The 26,070-nt window shown below is 66.4% G+C and carries 21 protein-coding genes and 1 pseudogene; 15 read left to right on the top strand and 7 right to left on the bottom strand.

Going from position 1 to position 26,070, the window contains the following annotated elements:
- Window positions 1-9 precede the first annotated feature (9 nt).
- The 3 genes and pseudogenes from CFE50_RS22765 to CFE50_RS06705 form a co-directional block, all read right to left on the bottom strand.
- Window positions 10-798 (bottom strand): methyl-accepting chemotaxis protein, encoded by a 789-nt coding sequence (locus CFE50_RS22765; RefSeq protein WP_502694685.1) that lies wholly within the window; start codon window positions 796-798, stop codon window positions 10-12.
- A 69-nt stretch (window positions 799-867) separates the two neighbouring features.
- Window positions 868-1,641, bottom strand: a pseudogene (locus CFE50_RS22760) (MCP four helix bundle domain-containing protein); the annotation flags it as partial.
- A gap of 94 nt (window positions 1,642-1,735) precedes the next feature.
- Window positions 1,736-5,206 carry an acyl-[ACP]--phospholipid O-acyltransferase gene (locus CFE50_RS06705; RefSeq protein ID WP_286732148.1) on the bottom strand — a complete coding sequence of 1,157 codons (3,471 nt, stop codon included), beginning with the start codon at window positions 5,204-5,206 and terminating at the stop codon, window positions 1,736-1,738.
- A gap of 268 nt (window positions 5,207-5,474) precedes the next feature.
- On the opposite strand from CFE50_RS06705, the gene CFE50_RS06700 reads away from it, so the two are divergent.
- Window positions 5,475-5,684: a cold-shock protein gene (locus CFE50_RS06700; protein WP_007160189.1), complete on the top strand. Its 210-nt coding sequence runs from the start codon at window positions 5,475-5,477 to the stop codon at window positions 5,682-5,684.
- A 413-nt stretch (window positions 5,685-6,097) separates the two neighbouring features.
- On the opposite strand, the gene pap is transcribed toward CFE50_RS06700, so the two are convergent.
- Window positions 6,098-7,582: a polyphosphate:AMP phosphotransferase gene (gene pap / locus CFE50_RS06695; protein WP_286732147.1), complete on the bottom strand. Its 1,485-nt coding sequence runs from the start codon at window positions 7,580-7,582 to the stop codon at window positions 6,098-6,100.
- Between the two features lie 200 nt (window positions 7,583-7,782).
- On the opposite strand from pap, the gene CFE50_RS06690 reads away from it, so the two are divergent.
- From CFE50_RS06690 to CFE50_RS06655, 8 genes are all read left to right on the top strand, one after another.
- Entirely contained in the window at window positions 7,783-8,748 is a 966-nt protein-coding gene (locus tag CFE50_RS06690) for a CHAD domain-containing protein (RefSeq protein ID WP_241807402.1), read from the top strand.
- Between the two features lie 76 nt (window positions 8,749-8,824).
- Entirely contained in the window at window positions 8,825-9,088 is a 264-nt protein-coding gene (locus tag CFE50_RS06685) for a PepSY domain-containing protein (RefSeq protein WP_286732146.1), read from the top strand.
- Between the two features lie 115 nt (window positions 9,089-9,203).
- Window positions 9,204-10,043, top strand: coding sequence for an STAS domain-containing protein (locus CFE50_RS06680; protein WP_241807403.1), 840 nt, complete (start codon window positions 9,204-9,206; stop codon window positions 10,041-10,043).
- Between the two features lie 10 nt (window positions 10,044-10,053).
- Window positions 10,054-10,479 carry an STAS domain-containing protein gene (locus tag CFE50_RS06675; RefSeq protein ID WP_376749351.1) on the top strand — a complete coding sequence of 142 codons (426 nt, stop codon included), beginning with the start codon at window positions 10,054-10,056 and terminating at the stop codon, window positions 10,477-10,479.
- 4 nt (window positions 10,480-10,483) lie between these two features.
- On the top strand, window positions 10,484-10,837 hold the full coding sequence (locus CFE50_RS06670) for an ATP-binding protein (protein WP_027597259.1): 354 nt from the start codon (window positions 10,484-10,486) through the stop codon (window positions 10,835-10,837).
- Complete coding sequence (locus CFE50_RS06665; protein WP_286732145.1) at window positions 10,834-11,814, top strand: SpoIIE family protein phosphatase; 981 nt, start codon at window positions 10,834-10,836, stop codon at window positions 11,812-11,814. Before CFE50_RS06670 ends, CFE50_RS06665 begins: the two co-directional genes overlap by 4 nt.
- Window positions 11,807-13,564 carry an ATP-binding protein gene (locus CFE50_RS06660; protein WP_286732144.1) on the top strand — a complete coding sequence of 586 codons (1,758 nt, stop codon included), beginning with the start codon at window positions 11,807-11,809 and terminating at the stop codon, window positions 13,562-13,564. Before CFE50_RS06665 ends, CFE50_RS06660 begins: the two co-directional genes overlap by 8 nt.
- Window positions 13,557-14,669: a hybrid sensor histidine kinase/response regulator gene (locus CFE50_RS06655; RefSeq protein ID WP_286732143.1), complete on the top strand. Its 1,113-nt coding sequence runs from the start codon at window positions 13,557-13,559 to the stop codon at window positions 14,667-14,669. Before CFE50_RS06660 ends, CFE50_RS06655 begins: the two co-directional genes overlap by 8 nt.
- Window positions 14,670-14,911: 242 nt before the next feature.
- On the opposite strand, the gene gbcB is transcribed toward CFE50_RS06655, so the two are convergent.
- Complete coding sequence (gene gbcB / locus CFE50_RS06650) at window positions 14,912-16,009, bottom strand: glycine betaine monooxygenase reductase subunit (RefSeq protein WP_027598761.1); 1,098 nt, start codon at window positions 16,007-16,009, stop codon at window positions 14,912-14,914.
- A gap of 328 nt (window positions 16,010-16,337) precedes the next feature.
- Here gbcB and gbca point away from each other — a divergent pair, with 328 nt between their 5' ends.
- The 5 genes from gbca to CFE50_RS06625 all read left to right on the top strand — a co-directional run bounded on the left by gbca (window position 16,338) and on the right by CFE50_RS06625 (window position 22,319).
- Window positions 16,338-17,630: a glycine betaine monooxygenase oxygenase subunit gene (gbca, locus tag CFE50_RS06645; protein ID WP_241807407.1), complete on the top strand. Its 1,293-nt coding sequence runs from the start codon at window positions 16,338-16,340 to the stop codon at window positions 17,628-17,630.
- A gap of 177 nt (window positions 17,631-17,807) precedes the next feature.
- Window positions 17,808-19,433 (top strand): methyl-accepting chemotaxis protein, encoded by a 1,626-nt coding sequence (locus tag CFE50_RS06640; RefSeq protein ID WP_286732142.1) that lies wholly within the window; start codon window positions 17,808-17,810, stop codon window positions 19,431-19,433.
- Between the two features lie 109 nt (window positions 19,434-19,542).
- Window positions 19,543-21,168: a methyl-accepting chemotaxis protein gene (locus CFE50_RS06635; RefSeq protein WP_286732140.1), complete on the top strand. Its 1,626-nt coding sequence runs from the start codon at window positions 19,543-19,545 to the stop codon at window positions 21,166-21,168.
- 97 nt (window positions 21,169-21,265) lie between these two features.
- Window positions 21,266-21,898 (top strand): HAD hydrolase-like protein, encoded by a 633-nt coding sequence (locus tag CFE50_RS06630; RefSeq protein WP_241807410.1) that lies wholly within the window; start codon window positions 21,266-21,268, stop codon window positions 21,896-21,898.
- A 10-nt stretch (window positions 21,899-21,908) separates the two neighbouring features.
- Window positions 21,909-22,319 (top strand): DUF2141 domain-containing protein, encoded by a 411-nt coding sequence (locus CFE50_RS06625; RefSeq protein WP_286732137.1) that lies wholly within the window; start codon window positions 21,909-21,911, stop codon window positions 22,317-22,319.
- Window positions 22,320-23,049: 730 nt separating this feature from the next.
- Here CFE50_RS06625 and trpA read toward each other — a convergent pair.
- Window positions 23,050-23,856: a tryptophan synthase subunit alpha gene (trpA, locus tag CFE50_RS06620; protein ID WP_007160173.1), complete on the bottom strand. Its 807-nt coding sequence runs from the start codon at window positions 23,854-23,856 to the stop codon at window positions 23,050-23,052.
- Window positions 23,853-25,061: a tryptophan synthase subunit beta gene (trpB, locus tag CFE50_RS06615; protein ID WP_241807413.1), complete on the bottom strand. Its 1,209-nt coding sequence runs from the start codon at window positions 25,059-25,061 to the stop codon at window positions 23,853-23,855. Before trpB ends, trpA begins: the two co-directional genes overlap by 4 nt.
- Before the next feature lie 92 nt (window positions 25,062-25,153).
- Here trpB and CFE50_RS06610 point away from each other — a divergent pair, with 92 nt between their 5' ends.
- Entirely contained in the window at window positions 25,154-26,050 is an 897-nt protein-coding gene (locus CFE50_RS06610) for a LysR family transcriptional regulator (protein WP_286732136.1), read from the top strand.
- The last annotated feature ends 20 nt before the right edge of the window (window positions 26,051-26,070 follow it).

Here is a 26,070-nt window from a genome sequence, read left to right as displayed (position 1 = left end):
GGCCCGCGGTCAGAGGCGGAATTGCCGGACCGCGCCGTTCAGGTCGCCGGCCAGGCGCGCTAAATCGGTGCTGGCGGCGGCGGTCTGCTCGGCCCCGGCGGCGTTCTGGGTGGAGAGGTCACGGATGCTGGTGAGGTTGCGATCCACCTCGCGGGCCACCTGGGCCTGCTCTTCGGTGGCGGCGGAGATGCTCAGGTTGCGCTCGGTGATATGCACGATGTGGCGACCGATCTCGGCCAGGGCCTCGCCGGCGGCCGCGGCCACCGTCAGGCAGGCACCGGCCTGCTGATTGCTGGTGGCCATGGCGTCCACCGCCTTGCCCGCGCCACCCTGGATGGCGCCGATCATGTCTTCGATCTCACCGGTGGATTGCTGGGTGCGGGCCGCCAGGGCGCGTACCTCGTCGGCCACCACGGCGAAACCGCGCCCCGCCTCGCCGGCCCGCGCGGCTTCGATGGCGGCGTTGAGCGCCAGCAGATTGGTCTGTTCGGCGATGCCGCGGATGACGTCGAGCACCCCGCTGATGCGCTGCACCTGGGCGGCCAGGCCGTCGATCTCGCCGCTGCTGGAGGTCACCGCCGTGTGCAGCGCGTGAATGGTGGTGAGGGTCTCCTCGACCCGGCGCTGGCCAAGATCGGCCGAGGTGCGTGAATCCTGGGCGGCGGCGCTGGCGGCAGCGGCATTGCGCGCCACCTCCTCCACCGCAGCGGTCATCTGGTTGACGGCGGTGGCGGCCTGGGCCAGTTCGTCGTTCTGCCGTTGAATGCCGCGCAGGCCGGTCTCGGTGACCGTCGACATCTCCTCGGAGGTAGACGCCAGGGTGGTGGACGACAGGGTCAGCCGCTCCAGGGTGCCGCGCAGGTTGTCCTGCATCCGCGCCATGGCCGCCAGCAGCCGGCCGGGTTCGTCACGCCCGTCGGGCTCGACCGACCGACTGAGGTCATTGGCGGCGATGCGTTCGGCCACCGCCAGGGCCTTTTCCAGCGGCCCGGTGAGACTGCGGGTGAAGCGCCAGGCCAGCAGCAGGGTACCGGCCAGGGCCGCCACCATCACCGCCACGGTGATGGCGATGGCATTGTGGTAGCTGGCCATGGAGGCGGCGGCCAGGCGCGTGACCTTCCCATCGACCAGCCCGGCGAGTTCGTTGACGGTGGCGCTCAGGGCATTGCCGCTACGGGCCATCTCGCCGTCCTGACCGGCGAGCTTGAGCAACTCGGCGTCGTTCTGGTCGTCCAGCGCCTTGAGATAGCGGTTCTGGTTGTCCAGGTAGGTGGTCAGTTGGCCGGTCAAGCGGGTGTAGACCTCACGCCCGTTGTCGCTCAGCAGCAGGGCGTCGAACTGGCGCACGTGCTGCTCCAGGGTGGCCTTGGCCGCGTCGATGGCCTTGTGCACGGCCTGGGTCTCGGCGTTGGAGGTCGCCAGCATCAGGCCCTGGTTGTGCATGCGCAGACTCAGCAGGTCGGCGCGGATCTCGCCGATGACCTGGACGCTGGGAATCACGTTGCCGACGATCTGCTCCTCGCCCTCCTTGATGACACGATTCTGGCCCAGGGAAAACAGCCCGAGGCCGATCACCAGCAGGGCGAAGAAACCAAAGGCGACCAGGGCCCGCGGGGCGATGTTGAGGGAGCGTAGCTTCACCGGGAAGACCTCGAAAAAATGATTAGCCCCCTCATGATCGGCCAAACGGCGCCAGGCTTTAGGGCTCGTCGGCGCCGGATGGACGAAATGCCACCTAAACCTCCTCCGCCTCGTTTAAGCGCGTCTGCGCCAGACGTTTCGCCCCGGCCACGTCGGCCTTGCCGGTCCCCAGTTTCGGCAGGCTGTCCACCGCCACCCAGGCCGAGGGCAGCAGCAGTCCGCCCACCCCCTGGGCCAGCAGGGTCTTCTCCACCGCCGCCGCGTCCAGGGTGCCGGTATGCAGCACCACGATGCGCTCGCCCTTCTTGGCATCCGGCAGATTGACCGCCTGCAGCTCGATCTCCGGATCGGCCACCGCCCTGGCCAGGGCCTGCTCCACGGCGCCCAGGCTGACCATCTCGCCGCCGATCTTGGCGAAGCGCGAATAGCGGTCGACGATGGTGAGAAAGCCGTCCTCGTCCAGCCGACCCTGGTCGCCGGTCACGTACCAGCGCTCGCCGTCGATCTCGCGGATGGCCTTGGCGGTGCGCTCGGGATCGTTCAGGTAGCCCTGCATCAGCTGCGGCCCGCCGATCAGCACCATGCCGGCCTCGCCGGTGGGCAATTCGGCGAAGGTCTGGGGATCGACGATCTTGAAGCCGGTCCCCGGCAGCGGCATGCCCACGGTGCCCAGCTTGCCGCCGCGCTGCACCTGCAGGTAGCTGACGTCCAGGGCATCGGGCAGGTTGACCGAGGCCACCGGGGCGGTCTCGGTGGCGCCGTAGCCCTCGTAGATGTCCTGGTTGAACTTGAGCTTGAAGGCCTCGCGCACCGCCGGATCCAGGCGTTCGGCGCCGGCCACCACGATGCGCAGACTCTCCAGCATCAGCGGATGCACCTTGGTGTTGCGCACGAACAGCCGCAGGAAGGTCGAGGTGCCGCAGAGCACCGTAGCGCGATGGGTCGCCACCGCCTTGGCGATGCCGGCCACGTCGGTGGGATCGGCCTGGCAGACCACCGGCACCCCCTCGATCAGCGGCAGGAACTGGGTCACCGTGAGACCGAAGGCGTGGAACAGCGGCAGCGAAGCCATGAAGACGTCGTCGTCCTGGGTGTTGAGCACGTCCGAGGTCTGCTTGAGATTGGCCATCAGGTTGCGATGGCTGAGCATCACCCCCTTGGGCGTGCCCTCGCTGCCACTGGAGAAGAGGATGGCGGCGGTGGCCTCGGGATCGTGGGCGCGACTCACCAGCACCTGCAGCATGGCGGTCGGCAGCAGCCAGACCGCCAGCCAGTTGGCCAGCAACTCGGCCTTGCCGATCCCGGCGCGCAAGGCCTCCAGATCCACCACCTCGCGCCCGGCGAGCAACTCGTCCACCGGTAGGCCGCGCTGGCGCAGGCGATCGAGAAAGCGCGTCGAGGTGTAGACGGTGCGGATACCGGCCTGGTCCAGGCCCGACGTCAGGGCCTCGGGCGTGGCCGTGTAGTTGAGATTGACCAGGGTCTTGCCGGCCAGCAGAACCGCCATGTTGGCCAGCATGCCGCCGCTGCTGGTGGGCAGCAGCAGACCCAGATTGGCCTCGGGCCGCTTGCGCATCCGCCGCGCCAGGCAGGCGGCGCCGGTGAGCGCCTGGGCGGCCTTGAGCGGAGCGCCCAGGTCGTCGATCAGCGCCAGGCCATTGGGGCGGCGCTTGACGCTGGCGACCCAGGCATCGGCCAGCGACGGCAGGCCCTGCATGTAGCGCTCCCAGGAGCGGATCGACAGCTCGAAGATCCGCCGCTTGAGCACATCGGCCGGGGTGTCCTTGGGCAACGCCTTGCCAAAGGCCACCACCACCTCGCGGTGCAGCGGACTGTCGCGCAATTCCTTGAGCTTGCTGGAGGAACGGGAGAACTGGCTGCCCCAGAGGCCGCGCAGATAGAAGGGCACGATCTGCACCTCGGGCCCGACCCGCTCGCAGGCCTTTTCGTAGCCGCGGCGGAATTCGCCGAGTTGCCCGGTGCGGCTGATCGCCCCTTCCGGAAACAGGCAGACCACCTCGCCCGCGCTGAGCAACGCCGCCACCTGCTCCAGCGCCGCCCCGGCACCGTTGCCCTGGGCGATGGGCAGGCAGCCCATGGCCTTGAGGAAGGGCTTCAGGTACCAGCGCTCATAGATCGAGCGCAGCATCACGAAGCGCACCGGGCGCGGACTGGCGATCTGCACCATGGCCCAGTCGACCCAGCTGATGTGATTGCCTAGCAGCAGCACCCCGCCCTGGGCCGGCAGGTTCTGCAGCCCCTGCACCTGGATGCGGTAGTGGCGGGTGACCATCAGGCCGAGCAGAAAGCGCACCAGGCTCTGCGGCAGCTTCCACACCGTGTAGGCGCCGCCGATCAGCGCCACCGCGGCGATCAGCAGCAGCAGCCAGCGACTGTCCAGGCCGAGCAGGGCGATCACCGCGGTGAGCACCAGAAAGCTCAGCATGGCGACGTTCTGCACCCAGTTGTTGGCCGCCAGCACCGTGCCGAGCTGGTCTTCCCGGGCATGGAACTGGATCAGGGCATTGAGCGGAACGATGAACAGCCCGCCCATCAGCCCGATGAAGATGAAGTTGAGCGCATGCACCAGCGCCGAACTAGGCGCCGGCAGCCACCACAGACCGAGGGCGATGCCCAACGCGCCCACCGGGATCAGTCCGGTCTCGATGCGCCCGCGCGAGGCCCGGCTGGCCAGCGCCGAGCCGAGGGCGATGCCGATCCCGGCGCAGGCCAGGATGCCCTGCAGCAGCAGCACGTTGTCGATGCCCAGGTGATCCTTGGCATAAGCCGGAAAGCTCGCCAGCAGCACCTGGCCCACCGACCAGAACACCGCGAGGCCAATGATCGACAGGCGGATCACCGGATTCTCGCCGATCACCGCCAGGTTCCGCCGGGCGCTCTGCAGCCGCACATAGGCGTGCCAGTCGAAAGGCGCACGCGGCCTGGGCTCTTCCAGCAGCGGCAGGCGATAGAGCAGCGCCACCTCGGCCAGGCTGCAGAGCACCAGCAGCCAGCCCAGCGGAGCGATGTCCTGCAGGATTGCGTGAGGCGTGGCCTGGTCCGCGCCCAGGTGCAGCTGGAAAAAGGCGGTAAAGACCACGGTGCCGGCGAGGATGGCGATGATGGAATTGGCCTGCACCAGGCCATTGCCCTCGGCCAGCCGCTGCTTGCCGAACAGCGCCTTGATGTAGCCGTACTTGGCCGGCGAATAGAAGGTCGCCTGGATGGCCAGCAACAGCGTCATGGCGAAGGCCAGCTCGAACAGCCCGGCGTAGTAGGCCAGGGTGATGCCGAGGGTGATGGCCACCGCCGCCCAGCCGCCGAGGCGCAGCACCCGCACCTTGGCGAAGCGATCGGCGACATGGCCGGAGGGGCTGAACAGCAGAATGAAGGGCAGCAGCATCATGCCGTTGACCAGCGCGGTCAGCACCACCTGGGTGGAACCGTCATAGACCTTGAACACGGTGTTCTGGATGACGATCTTGTGGCCAAGATCGACGAAGGCGTTGAGAAAGACGGCGATCAGGTAGGGCCAGGCCCCCTTGATCCGGTGCAGCTTGTCCATGCGGAGTCTCTTTCGAGCAGGGGAGTCCGTAGCCTGAGTGAGACGCTCTGGCAGCGCAAGCAGCGCCATTGGTCAACAAATATGCGAATCAGGGCTATACAAGCTCGCGAAAGCGCGTATGGTGTAGGCACTGCTACTGCAATAGTTACTCGATACCTGCTTGATGTTGCTTCATTTTCATCTCCTGGCTCGTCTCACTCTCGCATTACAGTCCCGCTAGCGAATGTCTCGCTAACGTGGTTGTTCCCCCTACATCCTGGAGATACTCATGTCCAATCGTGAAAATGGCACCGTCAAGTGGTTCAACGATGAGAAAGGCTACGGCTTCATCACCCCGGAAAGCGGCGCCGACCTGTTCGTGCACTACCGCTCCATCGAAAGCGCTGGCTTCAAGAGCCTGAGCGAAGGCCAGAAGGTCACTTTCGTGGCTGTCAAAGGCCAGAAGGGTATGCAAGCTGACCAGGTTCAAGTCGTCTAACGACTGATCCGGTTGCAGAAAGGCCCCACTTCGGTGGGGCTTTTTCGTTTCTGGGGTTTGGTGGCTGCCTGGCTTGCGCTATTTAGCTGATTAGCGTGCCTGCTGAGGCCTTTATTTCGCCCACCCGGGCGAGTCACTTTTGCCAGTCGCGGCAAAAGTAACCAAAAACGCTTGCCCCTCCATCGGCCCCGGCTGCGCCGGGGTTCGTTCGCTCCATCGCCGCTCCAGGGGCACGCCGCGAAGGGCCATCCATGGCCCTCGCGACTCTCGCGGCATCCATGCCGCTCAACCCCTTACGCAACGACTCCGCTCACCCTTCTGGAAAGGGGCGCAACCTCCGCGCCTGCATGGCCCCCGCTAAACATTGCGAGATAGGTGTGAAGCGAAGCACCTAGCCCGCAGGCAGCAGTCTTTCACCCCTTGTCATACGCCCGCTCCAACGCCTCGTTGAGCGTCCGCACCACCTTCACCCGGGCGAACCTCTTGTCGTTGGCCTCCACCAGGGTCCAGGGCGCGATGGCGGTGCTGGTCTGGACCACCATGTCGTTGACTGCCTGGCTGTAGAGATCCCACTTGTCCCGGTTGCGCCAGTCGTCCTCGGTGATCTTGAAACGCTTGAAAGGCGTTTCCTCGCGGGCGCGGAAGCGCTCGAGCTGGGTGTCCTGGTCAATGGCCAACCAGAACTTGGCCAGCACGATGCCGGCGTCGTGGAGCTGTTCCTCGAAGTCGTTGATCTCGCCATAGGCCAGCTGCCAGTCGGCGGCGGGGGTCAGCCCCTCGACCCGCTCCACCAGCACCCGGCCGTACCAGGAGCGATCGAAGATGGTGAAGTTGGCCTGCCGCGGGATGTGCCGCCAGAAGCGCCAGAGATAGGGCTGGGCCAGTTCCTCGTCGCTGGGTGCGGCGACCGGGACGATGCGGTACTGGCGCGGATCCAGGGCGCCGGTGACCCGGCGGATGGCGCTGCCCTTGCCGGCGGCGTCGTTGCCCTCGAAAGCCGCCACCAGGGCGTGGCGGCGATATTTCTTGTCGCGCAGCAGGCGCGCCAGCCGAGCCTGTTCGGCGAGCAGCTGGTCTTCGTAGTCGGCCTTGTCCAGGCGCTGGGTCAGATCCATGGTTTCCAGCACGCCGCGGCCATCCACCGGCGGCGGTATCACGGCAGCGGCCCGGCGCTGCTTGCGCGGCTTGTTGGCCAGGGCGCGCTGCAGCGCCTTGAGCAGCACGGTGCCGACGGTCAGGCTGCGAAAGCGCTCGTCGAAGCCGGGCACCACGTGCCAGGGGGCGTAGTCGTGGTGGGTTCGCCGCACCACCCGTTCGCCCTCCTTGACGAAGCGGTCGTAGACCTTGGCCTGGCGCCAGTCCAGCGGACTGAGCTTCCAGCCCAGGCGGGGATCGTTCTTGAGGTGCTTCAGGCGCTGCTTGAGCTGCGGCTTGGAGAGGTGGAACCAGAACTTGAGGATCAGCGCGCCTTCGTCGGCGAGCATGCGCTCGAAGCGCTCCGCCTGGCCGATGGCGGCATCCAGCTCGACGCGACTGAGGTCCTTGTTGACCCGGCCGTGCAGCATCTGGCTGTACCAGTTGCCAAAGAAGACGCCGGTCCGGCCCTTGCCCGGCAGGCGCTGCCAGTAGCGCCAGGCCGGGGGATGCTGGCGTTCCTCGGCGGTGGGCTGGAGAAAGGTCTCGACGCGAATCAGGCGCGGATCCATCCACTCGTTGAGCAGCTTGACCGTCTCGCCCTTGCCCGCCCCCTCGATGCCATTGATCAGCACGATCACCGGGAAACGGCCCTGCGCCTTGAGTTCGTACTGGGCGGCCAGCAGCGCCTCGCGCAGCTTGGGCAGCTTGGCGTCGTAGGTGGCCTCATCGAGCAGGTGTTCGTTTTCGGCGGCTTCGAACATCCGGATCTCCTTGCGCAGGTGGTCGGGCAACTATAGCCCTTCTGACCCGGCCTGCGGCAGGCGGTGCCCGGCGCCAGGCGGCATGAAGGAAATATGACGTTTAGATGAAATTTGGCATCTCCAGCTGTCGTGGAGGTCTTTCATACCGTTACGCTCCCGCGCAAGCGGGTGCGGCAGTCCACCCTATTGAGGAGAGTTCGATGGCCTTTCGTTTCGATGCACGGCAACCGGCTGACGAGGAAGTCCGCCGCGTGGTGACGGATCGTCTGGTGCAGGCTGAAGCGTCCCTGGCGAGCGGTACCCCCAAGGGCGTCCACGAGACGCGCAAGCGCCTCAAGGAATTGCGCGCCCTCCTGCGGCTGCTGCACGGCGCCCTGGGCAAGCGCGCCTTCGCCAGTCGCAATCGACGGCTGCGCGACCTGGGCCGGGAGCTGTCGTCGCTGCGCGACAGCGCCGCCCTGGTGGAAAGCTGGGATAAGCTGGGTGAATCCGACCGCAAGCGTTTCGCCTCACCGGCCATGAAGCGCGTGCGGCAGCGGCTGCAGGAGCGCGCCGACCAGCAGATCGCCGCGGCCAGCGGCCATCCCGAATTGCTCGATGAATTGACCGCCATGCGTGAGGAGGTGGCTGGCTGGAAACTGTCCGGCAAAGGCTTCGCCCTCTTCGCCCGCGGCCTGGAAGACAACTACAAGGCCGGACGCCAGGCGCTCAAGACCGCGCGCGACAAGCCCACCGACGACACCCTGCACGACTGGCGCAAGCGGGTGAAGGATCACTGGTATCACACCCAGCTGCTCGCCGCGGCCTGGCCGGCGGAATTCAAGACGCGGCAGAAGAGCCTCAAGCGCCTGTCGGAATACCTGGGCGACGATCACGACCTGGCGGTGATGCAGCAGCTGCTGGTGGACGAGCCGACCCTGTTCGGTGCCAGCAATACCCGCTTGGCGATCGGCGAAAGCCTGGTCCAGCAGCGCGAGCGGCTGCAGGCGAAGGCCTTTTCCCTGGGCCTGCGCCTCTATCTGGACAAGCCCACCGCCCTCGCCGAACGCTGGCGGGATCTCTGGCGGCTGGCCAGCCGCCCCTATGCACCACGCAAGACCAAGGAAAAGAGCGCCAAGGCCCCTGCCGGACTGCTGCCGCATCTGGTCGAGGAAGCGTCTGTGTGACCTCTGGGCCAGAGGGGGATTTGTCGCGCGTGGTGGTGGTCCAAGTCCGGGCATACCACCACGACGAGGTCTCGCGATGAAATCCAAACTGCTCGCTTCCCTGTTTGCCTGTTCCGTCCTGGCCAGCACCGCTGCCCTGGCCAACCAGCCCGGTGCCGACTGGATGCCCATGAACGACGTCAAGTCCAAGCTCATGGAGCAGGGCTACACCTCGATCACCAAGATCGAAGCCGATGACGGTCAGTGGGAAGGCGAAGGCATGAAGAAGGATGGCATGAAGTACGACTTCCATGCCGACGCCAAGACCGGCAAGATCACCAAGGAAAAGATGGACATGTGATCTCCTGGGGATCCGGGCACGCGCTCGGATCCCCACCGGCACCTGCGCCTCTTCCTGCCCGCTCTCTGCCCGGTCGGCCCGTCCTGAGCCACCTTCTCGTCACCTAGGAACCCCCATGTACAGTACCGCTTTGGTCGAGCTGCTGCGCACCCACGAGCGGTCGCTGCTCGATGCCTGGATCGGCGCCCAGCGCGCGGCCGGCATGCGCATCGACCTGCTCGATGAAACCACCATCCTGGCCAACTCCGCCGAATTGCTGCGACGCATCACCGTGGCCGCCGCCCAGGGCCTGGGCAATCTGCGCGAGCCGCACTGGCAGCCGGTGCGCGCGCTGCTGGAGCGTTTCTCCTTCGACCAGAGTCGCGCGGGCCTGACGCCCGCGCAGACGGCAACCTTCGTCTTCTCGCTCAAGGAGCCGCTGTTCAACCTGATCCAGAACGAGTGCGACGATCCCCTCGCCGAGATCTGGGCCGCCACCCGGCTGATCGACGATCTCGGTCTGTACAGCATGGAAAGCTTCATGAGCGGCCGCGAGACGGTGATCCGCGAGCAGCAGGAAAGCATGCTGGAACTGTCCACCCCGGTGGTGGAACTGTGGGACGGCATCCTCGCCATCCCGCTGATCGGCGCGCTGGACAGCAATCGCACCCAGGTGGTGATGGAGTCGCTGCTGGAAAAGATCGTCCAGACCGAGTCGGACATCGCCATCATCGACATCACCGGCGTACCCACGGTGGACACCATGGTCGCCCAGCACCTGCTCAAGACGGTGACCGCCGCCCGGCTGATGGGCGCCCAGTGCATCATCAGCGGCATCCGCCCGCAGATCGCCGCCACCATCGTCCACCTGGGCGTGGACCTGGGCGATGTCATCACCAAGGCGTCCCTGGCCGATGCCTTCCGCCTGGCCCTGCGCCAGCAGGGCGTGCGCCTGGCCGCGCCGGTAAAGGCCTGAGGAGCGCACCATGATCGAGCGGATTCCGATCCTCAAGCTGGGTCCCTTCCTGCTGCTGAGCATCCAGGTCGACATGCACGACCAGCTGGCGCTGGACCTGCAGGAAGACCTCACCGAGCAGATCGTGCGGCACCGGGCCAAGGGCGTGCTCATCGACATCTCCGCGCTGGAAATCGTCGATTCCTTCATTGGCCGGATGCTGTCCCACATCGCCCAGGTCTCGCGCATCCTCGACGCCAAGGTGATCGTGGTCGGCATGCAGCCGGCGGTGGCCATCACCCTGGTGGAACTGGGGCTGTCGCTGGAGGGCATCGCCACGGCGCTGAACATGGAAAAGGGCATGCGCCGGCTGGAAGCCATGGTCGCCGCGGACGAATCGCTGGAGGAGTCAGAGGGTGGCGAAGACACAGACGCTTCCACTCCGCCAGGAGACTGACATCGTGCTGATCCGTCAGCAGGTGCGCAAGGTGGCGGAAGCCATCCGCCTGGGCCTCATCTCCCAGACCAAGATCGTCACCGCGGCCAGCGAGATCGCGCGCAACGGCCTGGTCTACGGGCTGGGCGGCGAGTGCCTGATCGAGGAGACGCTGCGCGCCGGCAAGCCGGCGATCCGTCTGGTGATCCGCGATCACGGCCCGGGCATCGCCGATCTCGAGCGCGCCATGGTCGACGGCTACACCTCGGGCAAGGGCCTGGGCCTCGGCCTGTCCGGCTCGCGGCGGCTGGTGGACGACTTCCACATCGACAGCCAGCCCGGCCAGGGCACCACCGTCGAACTCTGGAAGTGGCGATGAACGACCAGCCGTGCAGCCTGGTGCTGCCGGTCAGCACCAGCGTCCATGTCGATGCCGCCCGGCGCGCCCTGGTCCGGCTGGCCGGCACCGTCACCGCCGACAAAACCCTGCTCGGGCGCCTGACCATTGTCGCCCAGGAGCTGGGCTACAACCTGGTCCGCCATGCCGGGCACGGCGAACTCCTGGCTACCCTGAGCGGCGAAGGGGTGCTCGATGTCCTGGCGGTGGATCGCGGCCCGGGCATGCACGACGTCGCCCGCTGCCTGAGCGATCACTACAGCACGGCCGCGACGCTGGGTGCCGGCCTGGGGGCGATCCGCCGCCAGTCCGATGTGTTCGACATCCATTCGCGACCGGGTCAGGGCACCGTGGTGCTGGCGCGCTTCCATCTGGCCGGCGCACCCGGCAGCCGGTTGCAGCATGGCGCCCTGTGCACGCCGCACCCCGAGGAACAGCTCTGCGGCGACACCTGGGCGGTCAGCGGGCGCCGCCTGCTGGTGTGCGACGGCCTCGGCCATGGCCAGCAGGCCGCCACCGCCAGTCGCCGGGCGCGGGAACTGTTCCTGCGCCATGGCGCGCACCTGCCCCTGCAGCGGCTGATGGAGAATCTGCACCAGGCGCTGATGGAAACCCGCGGCGCCGCCCTGGCGCTGGCCGAGCTGGATCCGGATCAGGGCCAGGTGAGCTTTTGCGGCATCGGCAACATCGCCGGGCGCCTGCTGGGCAACACCACACGCAGCCTGGTGTCCAACAACGGCACCCTAGGCTACCGGATCGGCCGGATCCAGACCTATACCTACCCCTGGACGCCCGGCACCCTGCTGGTGCTGAACTCCGATGGCCTGACGTCCAAGGTGGGACTGGGCGAGCACTCCGGGCTCGGGGCGCGCCATCCGGCGCTGATCGCCGCCCTCCTGCACCGCGACTTCCGGCGCTCCGCCGACGATGCCACCGTTCTGGTACTCAAGCATGTCTGACGTCTTGCCCCTGCTGACCCTCGCCCTGCACAGCGAGCAGGACATCGTGCACTGTCGCCAGGCCGCCAAGCGCCTGGCCGCGGCCCTGGAGTGGCCGGCGCTGGAGCAGATCCGCCTGGCCACCGCGGTCTCCGAACTGGCGCGCAACATCCACCAGTACGCCGGCAGCGGTCATTTCGACTTCGCCCTGCTGCGTGGCGAAGACCAGCGCCTGCGCGGCCTGGAAGTACGGGCGGTCGACCAGGGGCCGGGCATCGCCGAGATGGAGGCCATCCGCGCGGGCAGCTATCGCTCCAGCACCGGCATGGGCATCGGCCTGTGCGGCGCCCAGCGGCTGTTCGACGACTTCGACATCCAGACCTCTCCTGCCGGTACCTGCATCACCGCCCGCAAGTACCAGGCGCCGCGGCCCTTTCCCGCGGCAGAGCTGCTCCAGGCACTGACGGCCGAGCTGCAGGGCAGTCCGCCACCGGATCCCTATCAGCAGATCCGCCTGCAGAGCGAAGAGCTGCTGCTGACCAACACCGAGCTGCAGGTGCGCCAGTCGGAACTGGAGGTCACCAACAAGGAACTGGAAAACACCAACCAGGGCGTGGTGGCGCTCTATTCCGAGCTGGAAAAGGCCACCCAGGAACTCAAGGAGGCCAGCGAGGCGAAGACCCGTTTCTTCTCCAACATGACCCACGAATTCCGCACCCCGATCAACATCATCGAGAATGTCGCCAAGCTGCTCGCCAGCGGCGTGGACGGGGCGCTCAATGCCGAACAGCAGCGCCAGGTGCGCTTCATCAGCGACGCGGCGCTGGAACTGGCCAACCTGGTCAGCGAGTTACTGGCGCTGGCCGAGGTGCAGTCCGGCCGCCTGACCATCGTGCCCCAGCCCTTTGCGCTGGCGCCCTTCATCGATCGCCTCGAACAGTTCGCCACGGCCCTGGCGCCGCGCTATCCCCAGGTCAGCTTCAGCGTCGCCCCGCCGCCGGCCGGGGTGCTGCTGGATACCGACGAGAGTCGACTGTTCCAGGTGCTGCGCAACCTGATCTCCAACGCCTTCAAGTACACCCCGCAGGGCCAGGTGCGCATCCAGGTGTTCCAGCCCGACGACGCCAGCCTGGAATTCCTGGTGGAAGACAGCGGCATCGGCATCGCCGCGGCGGATCGGCAAAAGATCTTCGAGGAATTCGAGCGCATCCGTTCGCCGCACCTGACCCATATCGAAGGCACCGGCCTGGGCCTGCCCCTGGCGCAGCGCCTGGCCGTGCTGCTGCGCGGCGAGCTCTCTCTCGACAGCGAAGTCGGCCGCGGCAGTCGCTTCACCCTGCGCCTGCCGCGCCACTACGCCAACCACCGGGCCGCCGAGCCGGAGCCCGATCTCAGCGGCCTCACCGTGCTGGTGATCGAGGACAACGAAGGCGATCGCTATCTGGTCCGGCGCACCCTCGAACGCCTCAATCCAGTCCTGCTGGAGGCGGACAGCGCCCGCAGCAGCCTCGACCGGCTCAATGCGGTGCGCCCGGACATCATCATCCTCGACCTCGACCTGCCCGATATCAACGGCGAGGACCTGCTCGCCAGCATGGACTGGAGCATGCACCGGCGGGTGCTGATCAATACCGCCCAGCCCCTCGACGAGGCGGGCCGCCAGCGCCTGCAGGACTACTGCCACGCCATCCTGTTCAAGCACGCCCCCGATCACGCCGAGCGGCTGCTGGCCGAGGTCTGCGCCCTGGCGAGGAGCCTGTCCGATGACTAGTGCCCCGCGCCGTATCGTCATCATCGACGACACCGAGGCCAATCGTTATGTGCTGCGCAAGATCCTCGGCAGCCAGAGCCACTATGAGGTGCTGGAAGCGGCCAGCGGTGCCAGCGGCCTGGCGCTGATCGACGAATCCGTCGAGCTGGTGATCATCGACGTCAATCTGCCGGACACCACCGGCTTCGAGCTGATCCAGGCCATCGAGCGCAAGTGCGAATGGGGCCGGCTGCCGGCCATCATCAACATCTCGGCCACCTTCGTTTCCGGCAGGGACAAGGCCCAGGGCTTCAACACCGGTGCCCAGGCCTACCTGACCCACCCGATCAATCCGGAAGAGGTGCTGGCCACCGTCGGCGCCCTGCTCAAGGCCAGCTCCCGGGTCGGCCACATGGAGCAGCAGCGCAACTCGGCCATCGCCCGCAGCGAGAATCTGCAGGCGGAAAAGGTCATGCTCGAACGCTTCATGAGATCGCTCAATCACGACCTGCGCTCGCCGCTCACCGCCGCGACCATGGTGGTCAACCTGATGCAGCGCAATCCGGCGCGGCGGACCGACGATCTCTTGCAGACCCTGCACGACAACCTGCAGCGCATGAACCAGATGATCACCGACGTGCTGGACATCAGCCACATGAGCCTGGGCGGCGGCGTCCGCCTCAGCGGCGATCCGCTGGTGCTGGGTCCGCTGCTGAACGACGCCGCGACCAATCTGCGCCTGCAGTTCGCCAATCACCTCGACCTGCAGCTGGAGACGCCGGAGCTGGAAGTGCTGTGGGACAGATACGCCTTCCTGCGCATCTTCGACAACCTGGTGCTCAACGCCGCCAAGCACGGCGAGGCGGGAACGCCGATCCGGGTCCGCCAGTGGCTGGCCGAGGATCAGGTCATGCTGGAATTGCGCAACCTCGGCCAGTTTCCCGACGAGGTCCTGGCCAACCTGGCCACGCCCTATTTCATCTCTACTCGCAGCGACAAGCGCGGCTGGGGCCTGGGCCTGCCCATCGTCAAGGCGCTCAGCGAAAGCTTCGGCGGCGAAGCGCGCTTCGCCAACGGCGCGGGCGAGGTGGTCATCACCCTGCACCTGCCGCTGCGGCTGGCCTAGCGACTTTCAGGGCAGCGCGCCGCGCTTATCCTGATGTCGGTAGCGTGGAAAACCGCGCAGCGTTTTCCACTGCTGCCAGACAAGGACTTGGGCGACGCGGACAAGGCTGCGCCGTTGTCCACGCTACGGGCTCCGCACAGCGTACTTAGGTTGGGTCGAGCGCAGCGAAGCCCAACGTCGCCAGGGATGAATCCGCGCGGTCGGGCTTCGGCGATGGAGCCACCTCCGCCCAACCTGCCTCCTCAGAATTCGATCTGCACATCCCCTTGCGGGATGCTGCAGCAGGACAGGATGTAGCCTTCGGCTTCGTCTTCCTCGGTGATGCCGCCGTTGTGGTCCATGACCACCTCGCCGCTCTTCTTGAGCACCTTGCAGGTGCCGCAGATGCCCATGCCGCAGGCCTTGGGGATGTGCAGGCCGAGCTTGGCCGCGGCGCCGTGGATGGTTTCGCCGGGGCCGATGTTGACGCTCTTGCCACTCTCGGTGAAGGCGACGTTGCACTGGGCTTCCAGGGGAATCGGCGGCAGCTCGGCCGCGGCTTCGGCCTGCTCGGCCGCCTCCACCTTGGCTTCCGGCGGCGTCGCGCCGAAGGATTCCTCGTGGTAGTGGGTCATGTCGAAGTCCAGCTCGCGGAGCATGGCCTTGACGGCGTTCATGTAGGGCGTGGGGCCGCAGCAGAAGATCTCGCGCTCCCGGAAGTCCGGCGCCATCAGCTCCAGCATGCGGCGGTCGAAGTAGCCGCGATAGCCGGCCCAGGACTCGCCGTGCTCGGTGCGCTCGCACACCAGGTTCAGGGCGAAGTTGTCGATCCGCGCCGCCATGTGCTCCAGCTCGCCCTGGTAGATGATGTCGCGCGGGGTACGGGCGCTGTGCACGAAGACCATGTCGACGCTGGCGTTGGTGTCGTAGAACCAGCGCGCCATGGACATCACCGGGGTGATGCCGACGCCGCCGGAGAGGTAGAGCACCTTGTCGGCGGGATAGTCGATGGCGTTGAACAGGCCGACCGGCCCGTGCACAGCCAGGTTGTCGCCGACCTTCATGTTGTCGTGCAGCCAGTTGGACACCTGGCCGCCCGGCACGCGCTTGACGGTGATGGAGAAGCTGTAGGGCACCGAGGGCGAACTGGAGATGGTGTAGGAGCGCATCACCTGCCGGCCGTCGATCTCCAGCTCCAGGGTCACGAACTGGCCCGGCTTGAAGAAGTACATCAGCGGAATTTCGGCCGTGAAGCAGAAGGTGCGCACGTCCCAGGTTTCCTGGATGACCTTGACGCAGCGCACGGGGTGGCGGCCATTGGTCCAGGTCTGGGTAGTTACGGGGTTGAGGAAGGTATTCATGACGCACCTCGACTGCCACTGGGGCTATTGGCGGCGATTCTGGGAGGGCCCCACGACCGCCACTTTCCCAATCGCGACATCCACATGCCGATGGCGACCGGCCCAGCAATGGCAAGGGCTGGGGCGTCGTGAACAGCGTTGGCCATGTCGCCCATGAGCAAGGCCCCCTCCCGGCTCCGGCCCCACACTCCGCCCCAAGCCGAACCTGAACAGCGCGCGACGGGCGAAGCACGGGGTCATTCGGCGGCCCTGCCCCGTCGGCCAATAGCCTTGCAATACCGTGACCAACCACTTTCGCCACCCGCCGCGGTGGCCACGAGGATGTACGATGGACGTCAGCACCTTGAGTTTGGGCGACCCTCTCGATCCGGCCCGCAAGGCCACGGCCGAGATGCTGCGCACCCGCGAGCGCACCTACTCCCTGCCCCAGCCGTTCTACAACGACGAGCGCCTGTTCCAGATCGACATGCAGGAGATCTTCGGCAAGGAATGGCTGATCGCCGGCATGACTTGCGAGATCCCCACCAAGGGCAACTTCATCACCCTGCAGCTGGGCGACAACCCCATCCTGGTGGTGCGCGGTGCCGAGGGCAAGGTCCACGCCTTCCACAACGTCTGCCGTCACCGGGGTTCGCGCCTCTGCGTCAGCGACAAGGGCAAGGTCGCCAAGCTGGTCTGCCCCTACCACCAGTGGACCTACGAGCTGGATGGCCGCCTGCTGTTCGCCGGCACCGAGATGGGCGCCGACTTCAACATGGCCGACTTCAATCTCAAGCCGATCCACGTCAAGACCGCCGGCGGCTACATCTTCATCTCCCTGGCCGACGAACCGCCGGCCATCGACGACTTTCTGCGTACGCTCGAGCACTACATGGAGCCGTACGACATGGAGAACACCAAGGTCGCGGTGCGCACCGACCTGGTCGAGCAGGCCAACTGGAAGCTGGTGCTGGAAAACAACCGCGAGTGCTATCACTGCAACGGCTCCCACCCCGAGTTGCTGAACACCCTGCTGGAGTGGGACGACGTCACCGATCCGCGCGCCTCCCAGGCGTTCAAGGACCAGGTCGCCGCCTGCACCAGCCGCTGGGACGCCGACAACATCCCCTACGCCCATGCCAGCTTCGGCCTGCGCAACCGCATCGTGCGCATGCCGCTGCTCGCCGGCACCGTGTCCATGACCATGGACGGCAAGCCCGGCTGCAAGAAGCTCATGGGGCGCATCAAGGACCCGGACCTGGGCTCCATGCGCATCCTGCACCTGCCGCACTCCTGGAACCACTGCATGGGCGATCACATGATCGTCTTCACCGTCTGGCCGCTGGGTCCGACCGAGACCGTGGTGACCACCAAGTGGCTGGTGCACAAGGATGCCGTGGAAGGCGTCGACTACGATCCGGTCAACCTGCGCAAGGTCTGGGATGCCACCAACGACCAGGACCGCCGGCTGGCCGAGGAAAACCAGCGCGGCATCAATTCCAAGGCCTATCAGCCGGGTCCCTATTCAAAGACTTACGAATTCGGCGTGATCAACTTCATCGACTGGTACAGCGAGCGGCTGCTCGACAACCTCGGCGAAGAGGCGCCGGCGGCGCACCTGCGTCAGGTCAGCGGCGACTGACCAGGATACCGGCACCGTCCTTCCGTGGAGTCGCAAGGACTCCACGGAAGTCAATAAACGTCCGACCTTTTTTGTACTGCGAGCTTTTGCCGCACCCGTCCTAGGGCCTTTTCACCAAATCATCACCTAAAGTTGTGACTCTGTTCGCACTCCGAACCCTCCTCCTAGCAGGCCGTCATGACTCTTCGCTCCCTGTCCATCGCTACCCGCAACCTGCTGTGTTTCGGCATCCTGGCGGTCCTCGTCGCAGCGCTCGGACTCTTCGGCTGGTACCAGCTGTCGGAGATCCGCCAATTGGGGCATCAGGTGGAGCAGCGCTACATCCCGACCCTGATCGCGGCCGACAATCTGAGCCTGCTGGTGGCCCGCACCCGCATCGAGACCCTGCGCCTGCTGGCCATGCCCGATGCCCAGAGCCTGACCAACACCCGCCAGAAACTGGACGGTCTGAGCACCGAGGTGCAGGCCATCTTCGGCCGCTATCAGCACGAGCTGCTGTCGACGAAGAGCCGCAATGCGCTGGACGAATTGCGCCAGGTGCATCAGAGCTACATGCAGGGCATACAGCAAATCGCCGACCTGGCCGGTGCGGGTCAGCTCGACCAGGCGCGTAACGTAGTGCAGCAGAGCATGGGTGCGCTGGGTACGCGGATGAACGCCTGCATAGAAACGCTCCGCCAGGCCGTCGAGCAGGACATCCACGCCGCCAGCGCGAATGCGGATGCAGCCTATGCACGCTCCAACAGCGTGACCTGGCTGGCCATCCTGATGACCCTCACCCTTACCGGCCTGCTGGCCTGGCGCCTGACGCGTAGCGTGGCCAACCCCATCGCCCAGGCGGTAGCGGCGGCCCGTACCATCGCCGCGGGTGACCTGACCCAGGCGCTGGACAGCCGTGGCCACGACGAGGCCGCTCAGCTGCTGCAGGCCATGCAGCAGATGCAGGGTCAATTGCGCGAGACCCTGGGGCATATCGGCGATTCGGCCAGCCAGCTGGCGTCCGCCGCCGAAGAGATGACCTCGGTCATGCAGGAGAGCGCTACCGGCCTGCAACAGCAGAACAACGAGATCGAATCGGCGGCGACCGCCGTCACCGAAATGAGCCAGGCGATCGAGGAAGTCGCCGGCAACGCCTCCTCCACCTCCAATGATTCGCGCCAGGCCGCCGATACCGCCGTTCAGGGCCAGCGTCAGCTGGGCGAGACCCTCACCGCCATCGAGACCCTCACCGAGCAGGTCCTGGGTGCCAGTGCCCAGGCTCGCGAGCTGGAAAGCCAGACCCGCAACATCAGCCAGGTGCTGGACGTGATCCGCTCGGTCGCCGAACAGACCAATCTGCTAGCCCTGAATGCCGCCATCGAAGCGGCGCGCGCGGGCGAGGCCGGTCGCGGCTTCGCCGTGGTGGCCGACGAGGTGCGCGCCCTGGCCCATCGCACCGGTGAGTCCACCCGCGAGATCGAGGGCATGATCGGCAGTATCCAGCAGGGCACCGGCCAGACCGTCGACGCCTTGCTGACCAGCGCCGACCAGGCGCGCGAGACGCGCGAGCAGGCGCAGTCGGCCAATGCCGCCCTGGCCGTCATCGCCCAGGCGGTCGCGGGCATCGACGAGCGCAATCTGGTGATCGCCAGCGCAGCCGAAGAACAGGCCCAGGTGGCACGCGAAGTCGATCGCAACCTGGTACGCATCCGCGACGTGTCGGTGCAGACCGCGGCGGGTGCCGAGCAGACCCGCGCCTCCAGCCAGCAACTGGCGGCACTGGCCGCGACCCTCAGCGGCCAGGTGCAGCGCTTCCAGTTCTAGTCGCCTGGCGACGCCCGCTGCCCAATCATCAGATTTAAGACGAATGACCATCAAGTCACGGCGACCCTAGCCGTTAAAGGGAGCCTCACTCTTCACCGGGGCTGCCGCCGTGACCTTTCGTTCCTTCTCCCTCGCCATTCGCAGCGTGTTGTGTTTCGGCCTGCTGGCCATCCTCGTGGCCAGTCTGGGTCTGTTCGGATTGCTGCAGCTGTCGCAGATCCGTACCCAGGGCCAGGTCATCGAGACCAACAACGTGCCCAGCATCGTCGAAGCCGACAACATCGCCCTGCAACTGGCCCGCACCCGGGTCGAGGTGCTGCGTCTGCTGGCCATTCCGGATGCCACTACCGTTGCCAACACGCGCAAGAAGATCGACAGCATCAATGCCGACATCGAAGCCGGGTTTGGCCGCTATGAAAAACTCGTCAGCGCCGATCGTGAGCGCCAGGCCTTCGATGTCCTGCGCCAGATCCATCGCGACTATGTCCGCTACACCGCGCAACTGGCCGATCTGATCGGCGCCGGCAAGCTCGACGAAGCCCGCAGCCTGATCCAGACCAGCATGGCCCAGCTCGGCGTACAGATGAACGAGCGCACCGAAGCCCTGCGCAAGATCAACCAGGAAGACATCAAGGCCGCCTCCCAGCACTCCGGCGACACCTATGCCCAGGCCACCTCCATCACCTGGATCGCGATCGCCCTGGCCCTGGGTCTGACCGTGCTGCTGGCCTGGCGCCTGACCCTGAGCATGACCCGGCCCATCGCCGAGGCCGTCGCCGCCGCCCGGACCATCGCCAATGGCGATCTGACCCAGACCCTGGATACCCGCGGTCACGACGAAGCCGCCCAGCTGCTGCAGGCTATGCAGCAGATGCAGACCAATCTGCGCGATACCCTGGGCCACCTGGGTCACTCCGCTACCCAGCTGGCTTCGGCCGCCGAGGAGATGACCGCGGTCATGCAGGAGAGCGCCCACGGCCTGCAGCAGCAGAACAGCGAGATCGAGATGGCGGCCACCGCCGTCACCGAGATGAGCCAGGCGGTGGACGAGGTGGCCGGCAACGCCACCTCCACCTCGTCCGAATCGCGCCAGGCCGCCGATACCGCGCGCCAGGGCCAGCGGCAGCTGGGCGATACCTTGGGCGCCATCGAGGTGCTCACCGAAAACGTGCTGGGTGCCAGCGAGCAGGCCCGTCAGCTGGCCGAGCAGACCCGCAACATCAGCCAGGTACTGGACGTGATCCGTTCGGTCGCCGAGCAGACCAACCTGCTGGCGCTCAACGCCGCCATCGAAGCGGCGCGTGCCGGGGATGCCGGTCGTGGCTTCGCCGTGGTCGCCGACGAGGTCCGCGCCCTGGCCCATCGCACCGGCGAATCCACCCGCGAGATCGAAGGCATGATCGGCAGCATCCAGCAGGGCACCGGCCAGACCGTCGATGCCTTGCTGACCAGCGCCGACCAGGCGCGCCAGACCCGCGAGCAGGCGCAGTCGGCCAACGCCGCCCTGGCCGCCATCGCCCAGTCGGTGTCGGGCATCGACGAGCGCAACCTGGTGATCGCCAGTGCCGCCGAAGAGCAGGCCCAGGTGGCCCGCGAGGTGGATCGCAACCTGGTACGCATCCGCGATCTGTCGGTGCAGACCGCCGCCGGTGCCGAACAGACCCGCGCCGCCAGCCAGCAGCTCTCCGAACTGGCGGTGGAGCTCAACGGCCAGATCCGCCGCTTCCGCGTGTGACCTGTCCGGCAGGGACGCCCCTGCCGGACCCCGTCGCGGTGGCAAAACCGGGAGGCGACCGCTACGCTGGCGCCTTCGCCCACCGCGTCTCTCTCGCATGAGCTATCGCTACGTCATCTTCGACTTCGACGGCACCCTGGCGGACAGCCTGCCCTTTCTGCTGGGCTGTCTCGGCGAGCTGGCGCAGACCCATGGCTTTCGCCAGCCAGCCGCCGACGAGTGGCCCCGGCTGCGCGCCGCCTCCCTGACCGGTCTGCTCGACAGCCTGGGCATCCCGCTCTGGCAGGTGCCCCGCATCGCCCGGCACTATCGCCGCCTGCTGGTCCAGCGAGGCGATCAGGTCCTGCCCTTCGCCGAGATTCCCGCCACCCTCGACCGCTTGCAGGCCAGTGGTCTGCAACTGGGCCTGGCGACCTCCAACTCCGCCGCGGCCGTGCACCAGGTGCTGCCCCAGGCCGGACGCCTGTTCGCCGCGGGCGAATTCGACATCCCCCTGCTGGGCAAGGCGCGGCGTCTGAAGCGCCTGCTCCACCGCCAGGGGATCACGCCGGCCGAGGCCCTCTATGTCGGTGACGAGCTGCGCGATCTCCAGGCGGCACGCCGCGCCGGACTGGGCTGCGCCGCCGTGGCCTGGGGCTATGGCTGCCCGACGACGCTGCGCGCGCAGCAACCCGATCTCTTCTTCGAACAGCCGGCCGAGTTGCTGCGGCTGCTGCCCTCCCCCTGCTGAAGGAATGCCCATGAAGTCTCTGTTGCTGGTCGCTGGTCTCGGTCTGAGCGGTCTCTTGCAGGCCGCCGAACTGCAGGTACGGGTGGAGACGGTCGATGCCTCGGGGGGCCAGTTGCTGCTGGCGGTATTCGACAGCGAAGCGGCCTGGAAGGCGCACAAGACGCCCGTGGCCCAGGCCCATCTCGCCGCGCAGGCGGGTACCCAGGAGCAACGCTTCGAGCTGCCGCCCGGGCGCTATGCCGTGTCGGTCATCCACGACAGCAACGGCAACAGCGCGCTGGACACCAATTTCATCGGCATGCCCACCGAACAATACGGCTACAGCAACAATCCGCCACTGCGCATGCGCATGGCCACCTTCGAGGAATGCGCCTTCAACCTGCCGGCCACAGGCCTGCGCCAGCAGGTGACGCTGCGCTAGGCCACGGCTGTCGTACACAGGCTTCCAAACAGAAAATCAACAGACTTATCCACAAGGCTTTTAGCAGCGATCGCTGAGCCCGACGCTGAGCAGACGTGGATAACTCCTTGGACTGGCAGCAGAAATCCCTTGACTCGGGAATAACCCGGAAAACTGGTCATTATTTGATCGATTCTCTGGAAGCCGCGCCAGCGCTGGCCTCTGGCACTAGACGAACAACCTATCCACAGCCCTATGCAGCGCTATTGTGGGTTGTGGAAAACACCCGAAAGAGGATTGATCATTTTTTGTACGATCCTCTGCAGGCCTTGCCAGCCCTGGCATACAGACCAGGTCCCACATCTTTTCCACAGGCACGCACACAGCAGATGTGGGAAAACCGGACCGCGGAGTGCGCATTCGGCCGCCTGAGCAACCTAGACGAGATTGGCTATTTATTGAGCAATTTTGCCCCACAACCGCCTGATCGGTTGCTGACAACTTGCCCAAGGCTTATCCACAGCCTTTACCTGTCAGGCAATGACGGCAAAACGGTCCGGCGTTCGCAGCCTGACTCGGCAGATCAGGTCGTAGCGGATTCAATCAACAGGACCAATACCTGCCCAGCCCTTCTGGCACGTGGCTTTGCGCCGGAAGCGAACAGACTGCCCACAAAGTTATGCACAGCCTGCAGGCTGTCCGGGCATAAAAAAGACCGCCTGAGGCAGTCTTTTTGAAGGCTGGCGAGGGCCTAGCGTGCGGTGCGTACGCTGTCCGACAGCTGCTTGCAGAGGCCGAGCACGCCGTCGATGGCAGCGCCCGAAGACTCGGCCTTGGCGATCTGGTCGACGAAGGCCGAGCCCACCACCACACCATCGGCGATACGGGCGATCACCCGCGCCTGTTCGGGGGTACGGATACCGAAGCCGACGGCCAGGGGCAGGTCGGTGAAGCGGCGCAGGCGGGCCACGGCGGCCTCGACGTGCTCGGTGGTGGCCGAACCGGCACCGGTGACGCCAGCGACGGACACGTAGTAGACGAAGCCGGAGCTGGTGTTGAGCACCCGCGGCAGGCGAGCGTCGTCGGTCGTCGGGGTGGTCAGGCGAATGAAGTCGATACCGGCGGCCTGGGCTGGCAGCGCCAGTTCGGCATCGTGCTCGGGCGGCAGGTCGACCACGATCAGGCCATCCACCCCCGCTTCGGCGGCTTCCGCCAGGAAGCGCTCCACGCCATAGCGATGGATGGGGTTGTAGTAACCCATCAGCACCAGCGGCGTCTCGCCTTCGCCGCGCCGGAAGTCGCGCACCATTTCCAGGGTCTTGGCCAGATTCTGACCCGCCTGCAGGGCGCGCAGGGCAGCGGCTTGGATGGCCGGCCCGTCGGCCATGGGATCGGTGAAGGGCATGCCCAGCTCGATGACGTCGGCACCGGCCGCCGGCAGGCCCTTGAGGATGGCCAGGGCGGTGTCATAGTCCGGATCGCCGGCGGTGGTGTAGGTGACCAGGGCCGCACGGCCCTCGGCCTTCAGCGCGGCGAAGCGGGTTTCCAGGCGGCTCATAGGGTGTCTCCCAGGTGACTCATCACGGTCTGCATGTCCTTGTCGCCGCGGCCCGAGAGGCAGATCACCATCAGGTGGTCCTTGGGCAGGTGCGGCGCGCGCTTGTAGGCCTCGGCCAGGGCGTGAGCCGTTTCCAGCGCCGGAATGATGCCTTCCAGGCGGCAGGTCTGGTGGAAGGCCTTGAGCGCCTCGTCGTCGTTGATCGGCACGTATTCCACGCGTTTCACGTCGTGCAGGTGGGCGTGCTCTGGACCGATGCCGGGATAGTCCAGGCCGGCGGAAATCGAGTGGGCGTCGATGATCTGGCCATCGTCGTCCTGCAGCAGGAAGGTACGGTTGCCGTGCAGCACCCCGGGCATCCCGCCGTTGAGGCTGGAGGCGTGCTTGCTGGTGTCGACGCCGTGGCCGCCGGCTTCGACGCCGATGATGGCGACGTCCCGGTCATCGAGGAATTCGTGGAACAGGCCCATGGCGTTGGAGCCACCGCCGACGCAGGCGATCAGGCTGTCGGGCAGGCGTCCTTCCTTCTCCAGGATCTGGGCGCGGGTCTCGCGACCGATCACTGCCTGGAAATCGCGGACCATGGCCGGATAGGGGTGCGGACCGGCCACGGTACCGATCAGGTAGAAGGTGTCGGCGACATTGGTCACCCAGTCGCGCAAGGCCTCGTTCATGGCGTCCTTGAGGGTACCGGTACCGGAGGTGACCGGAATCACCTCGGCACCCAGCAGCTTCATGCGAAAGACGTTGGCCTGCTGACGGTCGATGTCGGTGCTGCCCATGTAGATGACGCAGGGCAGGCCGAAACGCGCGGCCACGGTGGCGGTGGCCACGCCGTGCATGCCGGCGCCGGTCTCGGCGATGATGCGGGTCTTGCCCATGCGCTTGGCCAGCAGGATCTGGCCGATGCAGTTGTTGATCTTGTGCGCGCCGGTGTGATTCAGCTCTTCGCGCTTGAGATAGATCTTGGCGCCGCCGAAGTGCTCGGTCAGGCGCTCGGCGAAATACAGCGGATTGGGCCGACCGACGTAGTCGCGCTGGAAGTAGGCCAGCTGCTCGAGAAACGCCGGATCCTCCATGGCGGTCTCGTATTCGCGCTGCAGATCGAGGATCAGCGGCATCAGGGTTTCGGCGACATAGCGGCCACCGAACTGGCCGAACATGCCTTGAGCGTCGGGGCCCTGGCGATAAGCGGTCTGGGTCATGGGATTCTCCTGCGAAGATGGATCCACCTTACCCGCTTGAGTGCCGCAGATAAATCGATAAGATCGCGATGACCCGTCAGGAATTCTCACAGATGAGCGATCCCCGCGACCTGCCTCCCCTGAATGCCCTGCGCGCTTTCGAAGCCACTGCTCGTCTGGGTGGTATGAGTCGCGCCGGGGACGAACTGCACGTGACCCACGGCGCCGTGAGTCGTCAGATCCGTGCACTGGAGGAACAACTGGGGGTGGCGCTGTTTCGCCGCGAAGGCCGTGGCCTGGCGCTGACCGAAGCCGGTCTACGCCTGCGCGAGGTGAGCGGCGAGGTCTTCGAGCGCCTGCGCGAGGTGTGCGCCGAACTCAAGGCCGGCAGTCGCCAGGGGCCCTTCGTGCTGGGCTGCCCGGGCAGTCTGGTGGCGCGCTGGTTCATTCCGCGACTGGATCGCCTCAATCGCGATCTACCGGAGTTGCGCCTGCACCTCTCTACCCGCACCGACGACACCCCGCTGGCCGCCGCCGGCCTGGATGCCAGTCTGCTGTTCACCGAGACGGCGCCACCGCAGGACGTGATGCCCTATCACCTGGCAGCCGAGCGCATCGGCCCGGTGCTGAGCCCCTACTGCCCGGCCTATCTGAGATTGCGGGACGGCGACCTGCAGGCCTTGCTGGCCGAACGGTTGCTGCACACCCTGTCACGGCCCCAGGCCTGGCCACAGTGGTTCGCCACCCAGGGCCTGGAGGCACCGGTGCTGGAGTACGGGCAGGGCTTCGAGCACCTCTACTACCTGCTGGAGGCGGCGCTGTCGGGATTGGGGGTGGCGATCGCGCCGGAGCCACTGGTGGCGGCGGATCTGAAGGCGGGCCGACTGGTCGCGCCCTGGGGCTTTGCGGCGACCGGTGCGGAATTGGCGCTGTGGGCGCCGGGTCGACTGGCGGATGAACGGGTGGAGCGGTTGGCGGCCTGGCTCAGAACCGAGCTGGCCGAGCGCTAGCGCTCGAGGCACCTCTTGAG

The sequence above is a fragment of the Pseudomonas sp. PGPPP4 genome (genome assembly GCF_002256045.1).
In the GTDB taxonomy this organism is placed as follows: Bacteria; Pseudomonadota; Gammaproteobacteria; order Pseudomonadales; family Pseudomonadaceae; genus Chryseomonas; species Chryseomonas oryzihabitans.
Note: the sequence above shows the minus strand (reverse complement) of the source record. Positions and strands in the feature narration are given on the sequence as shown.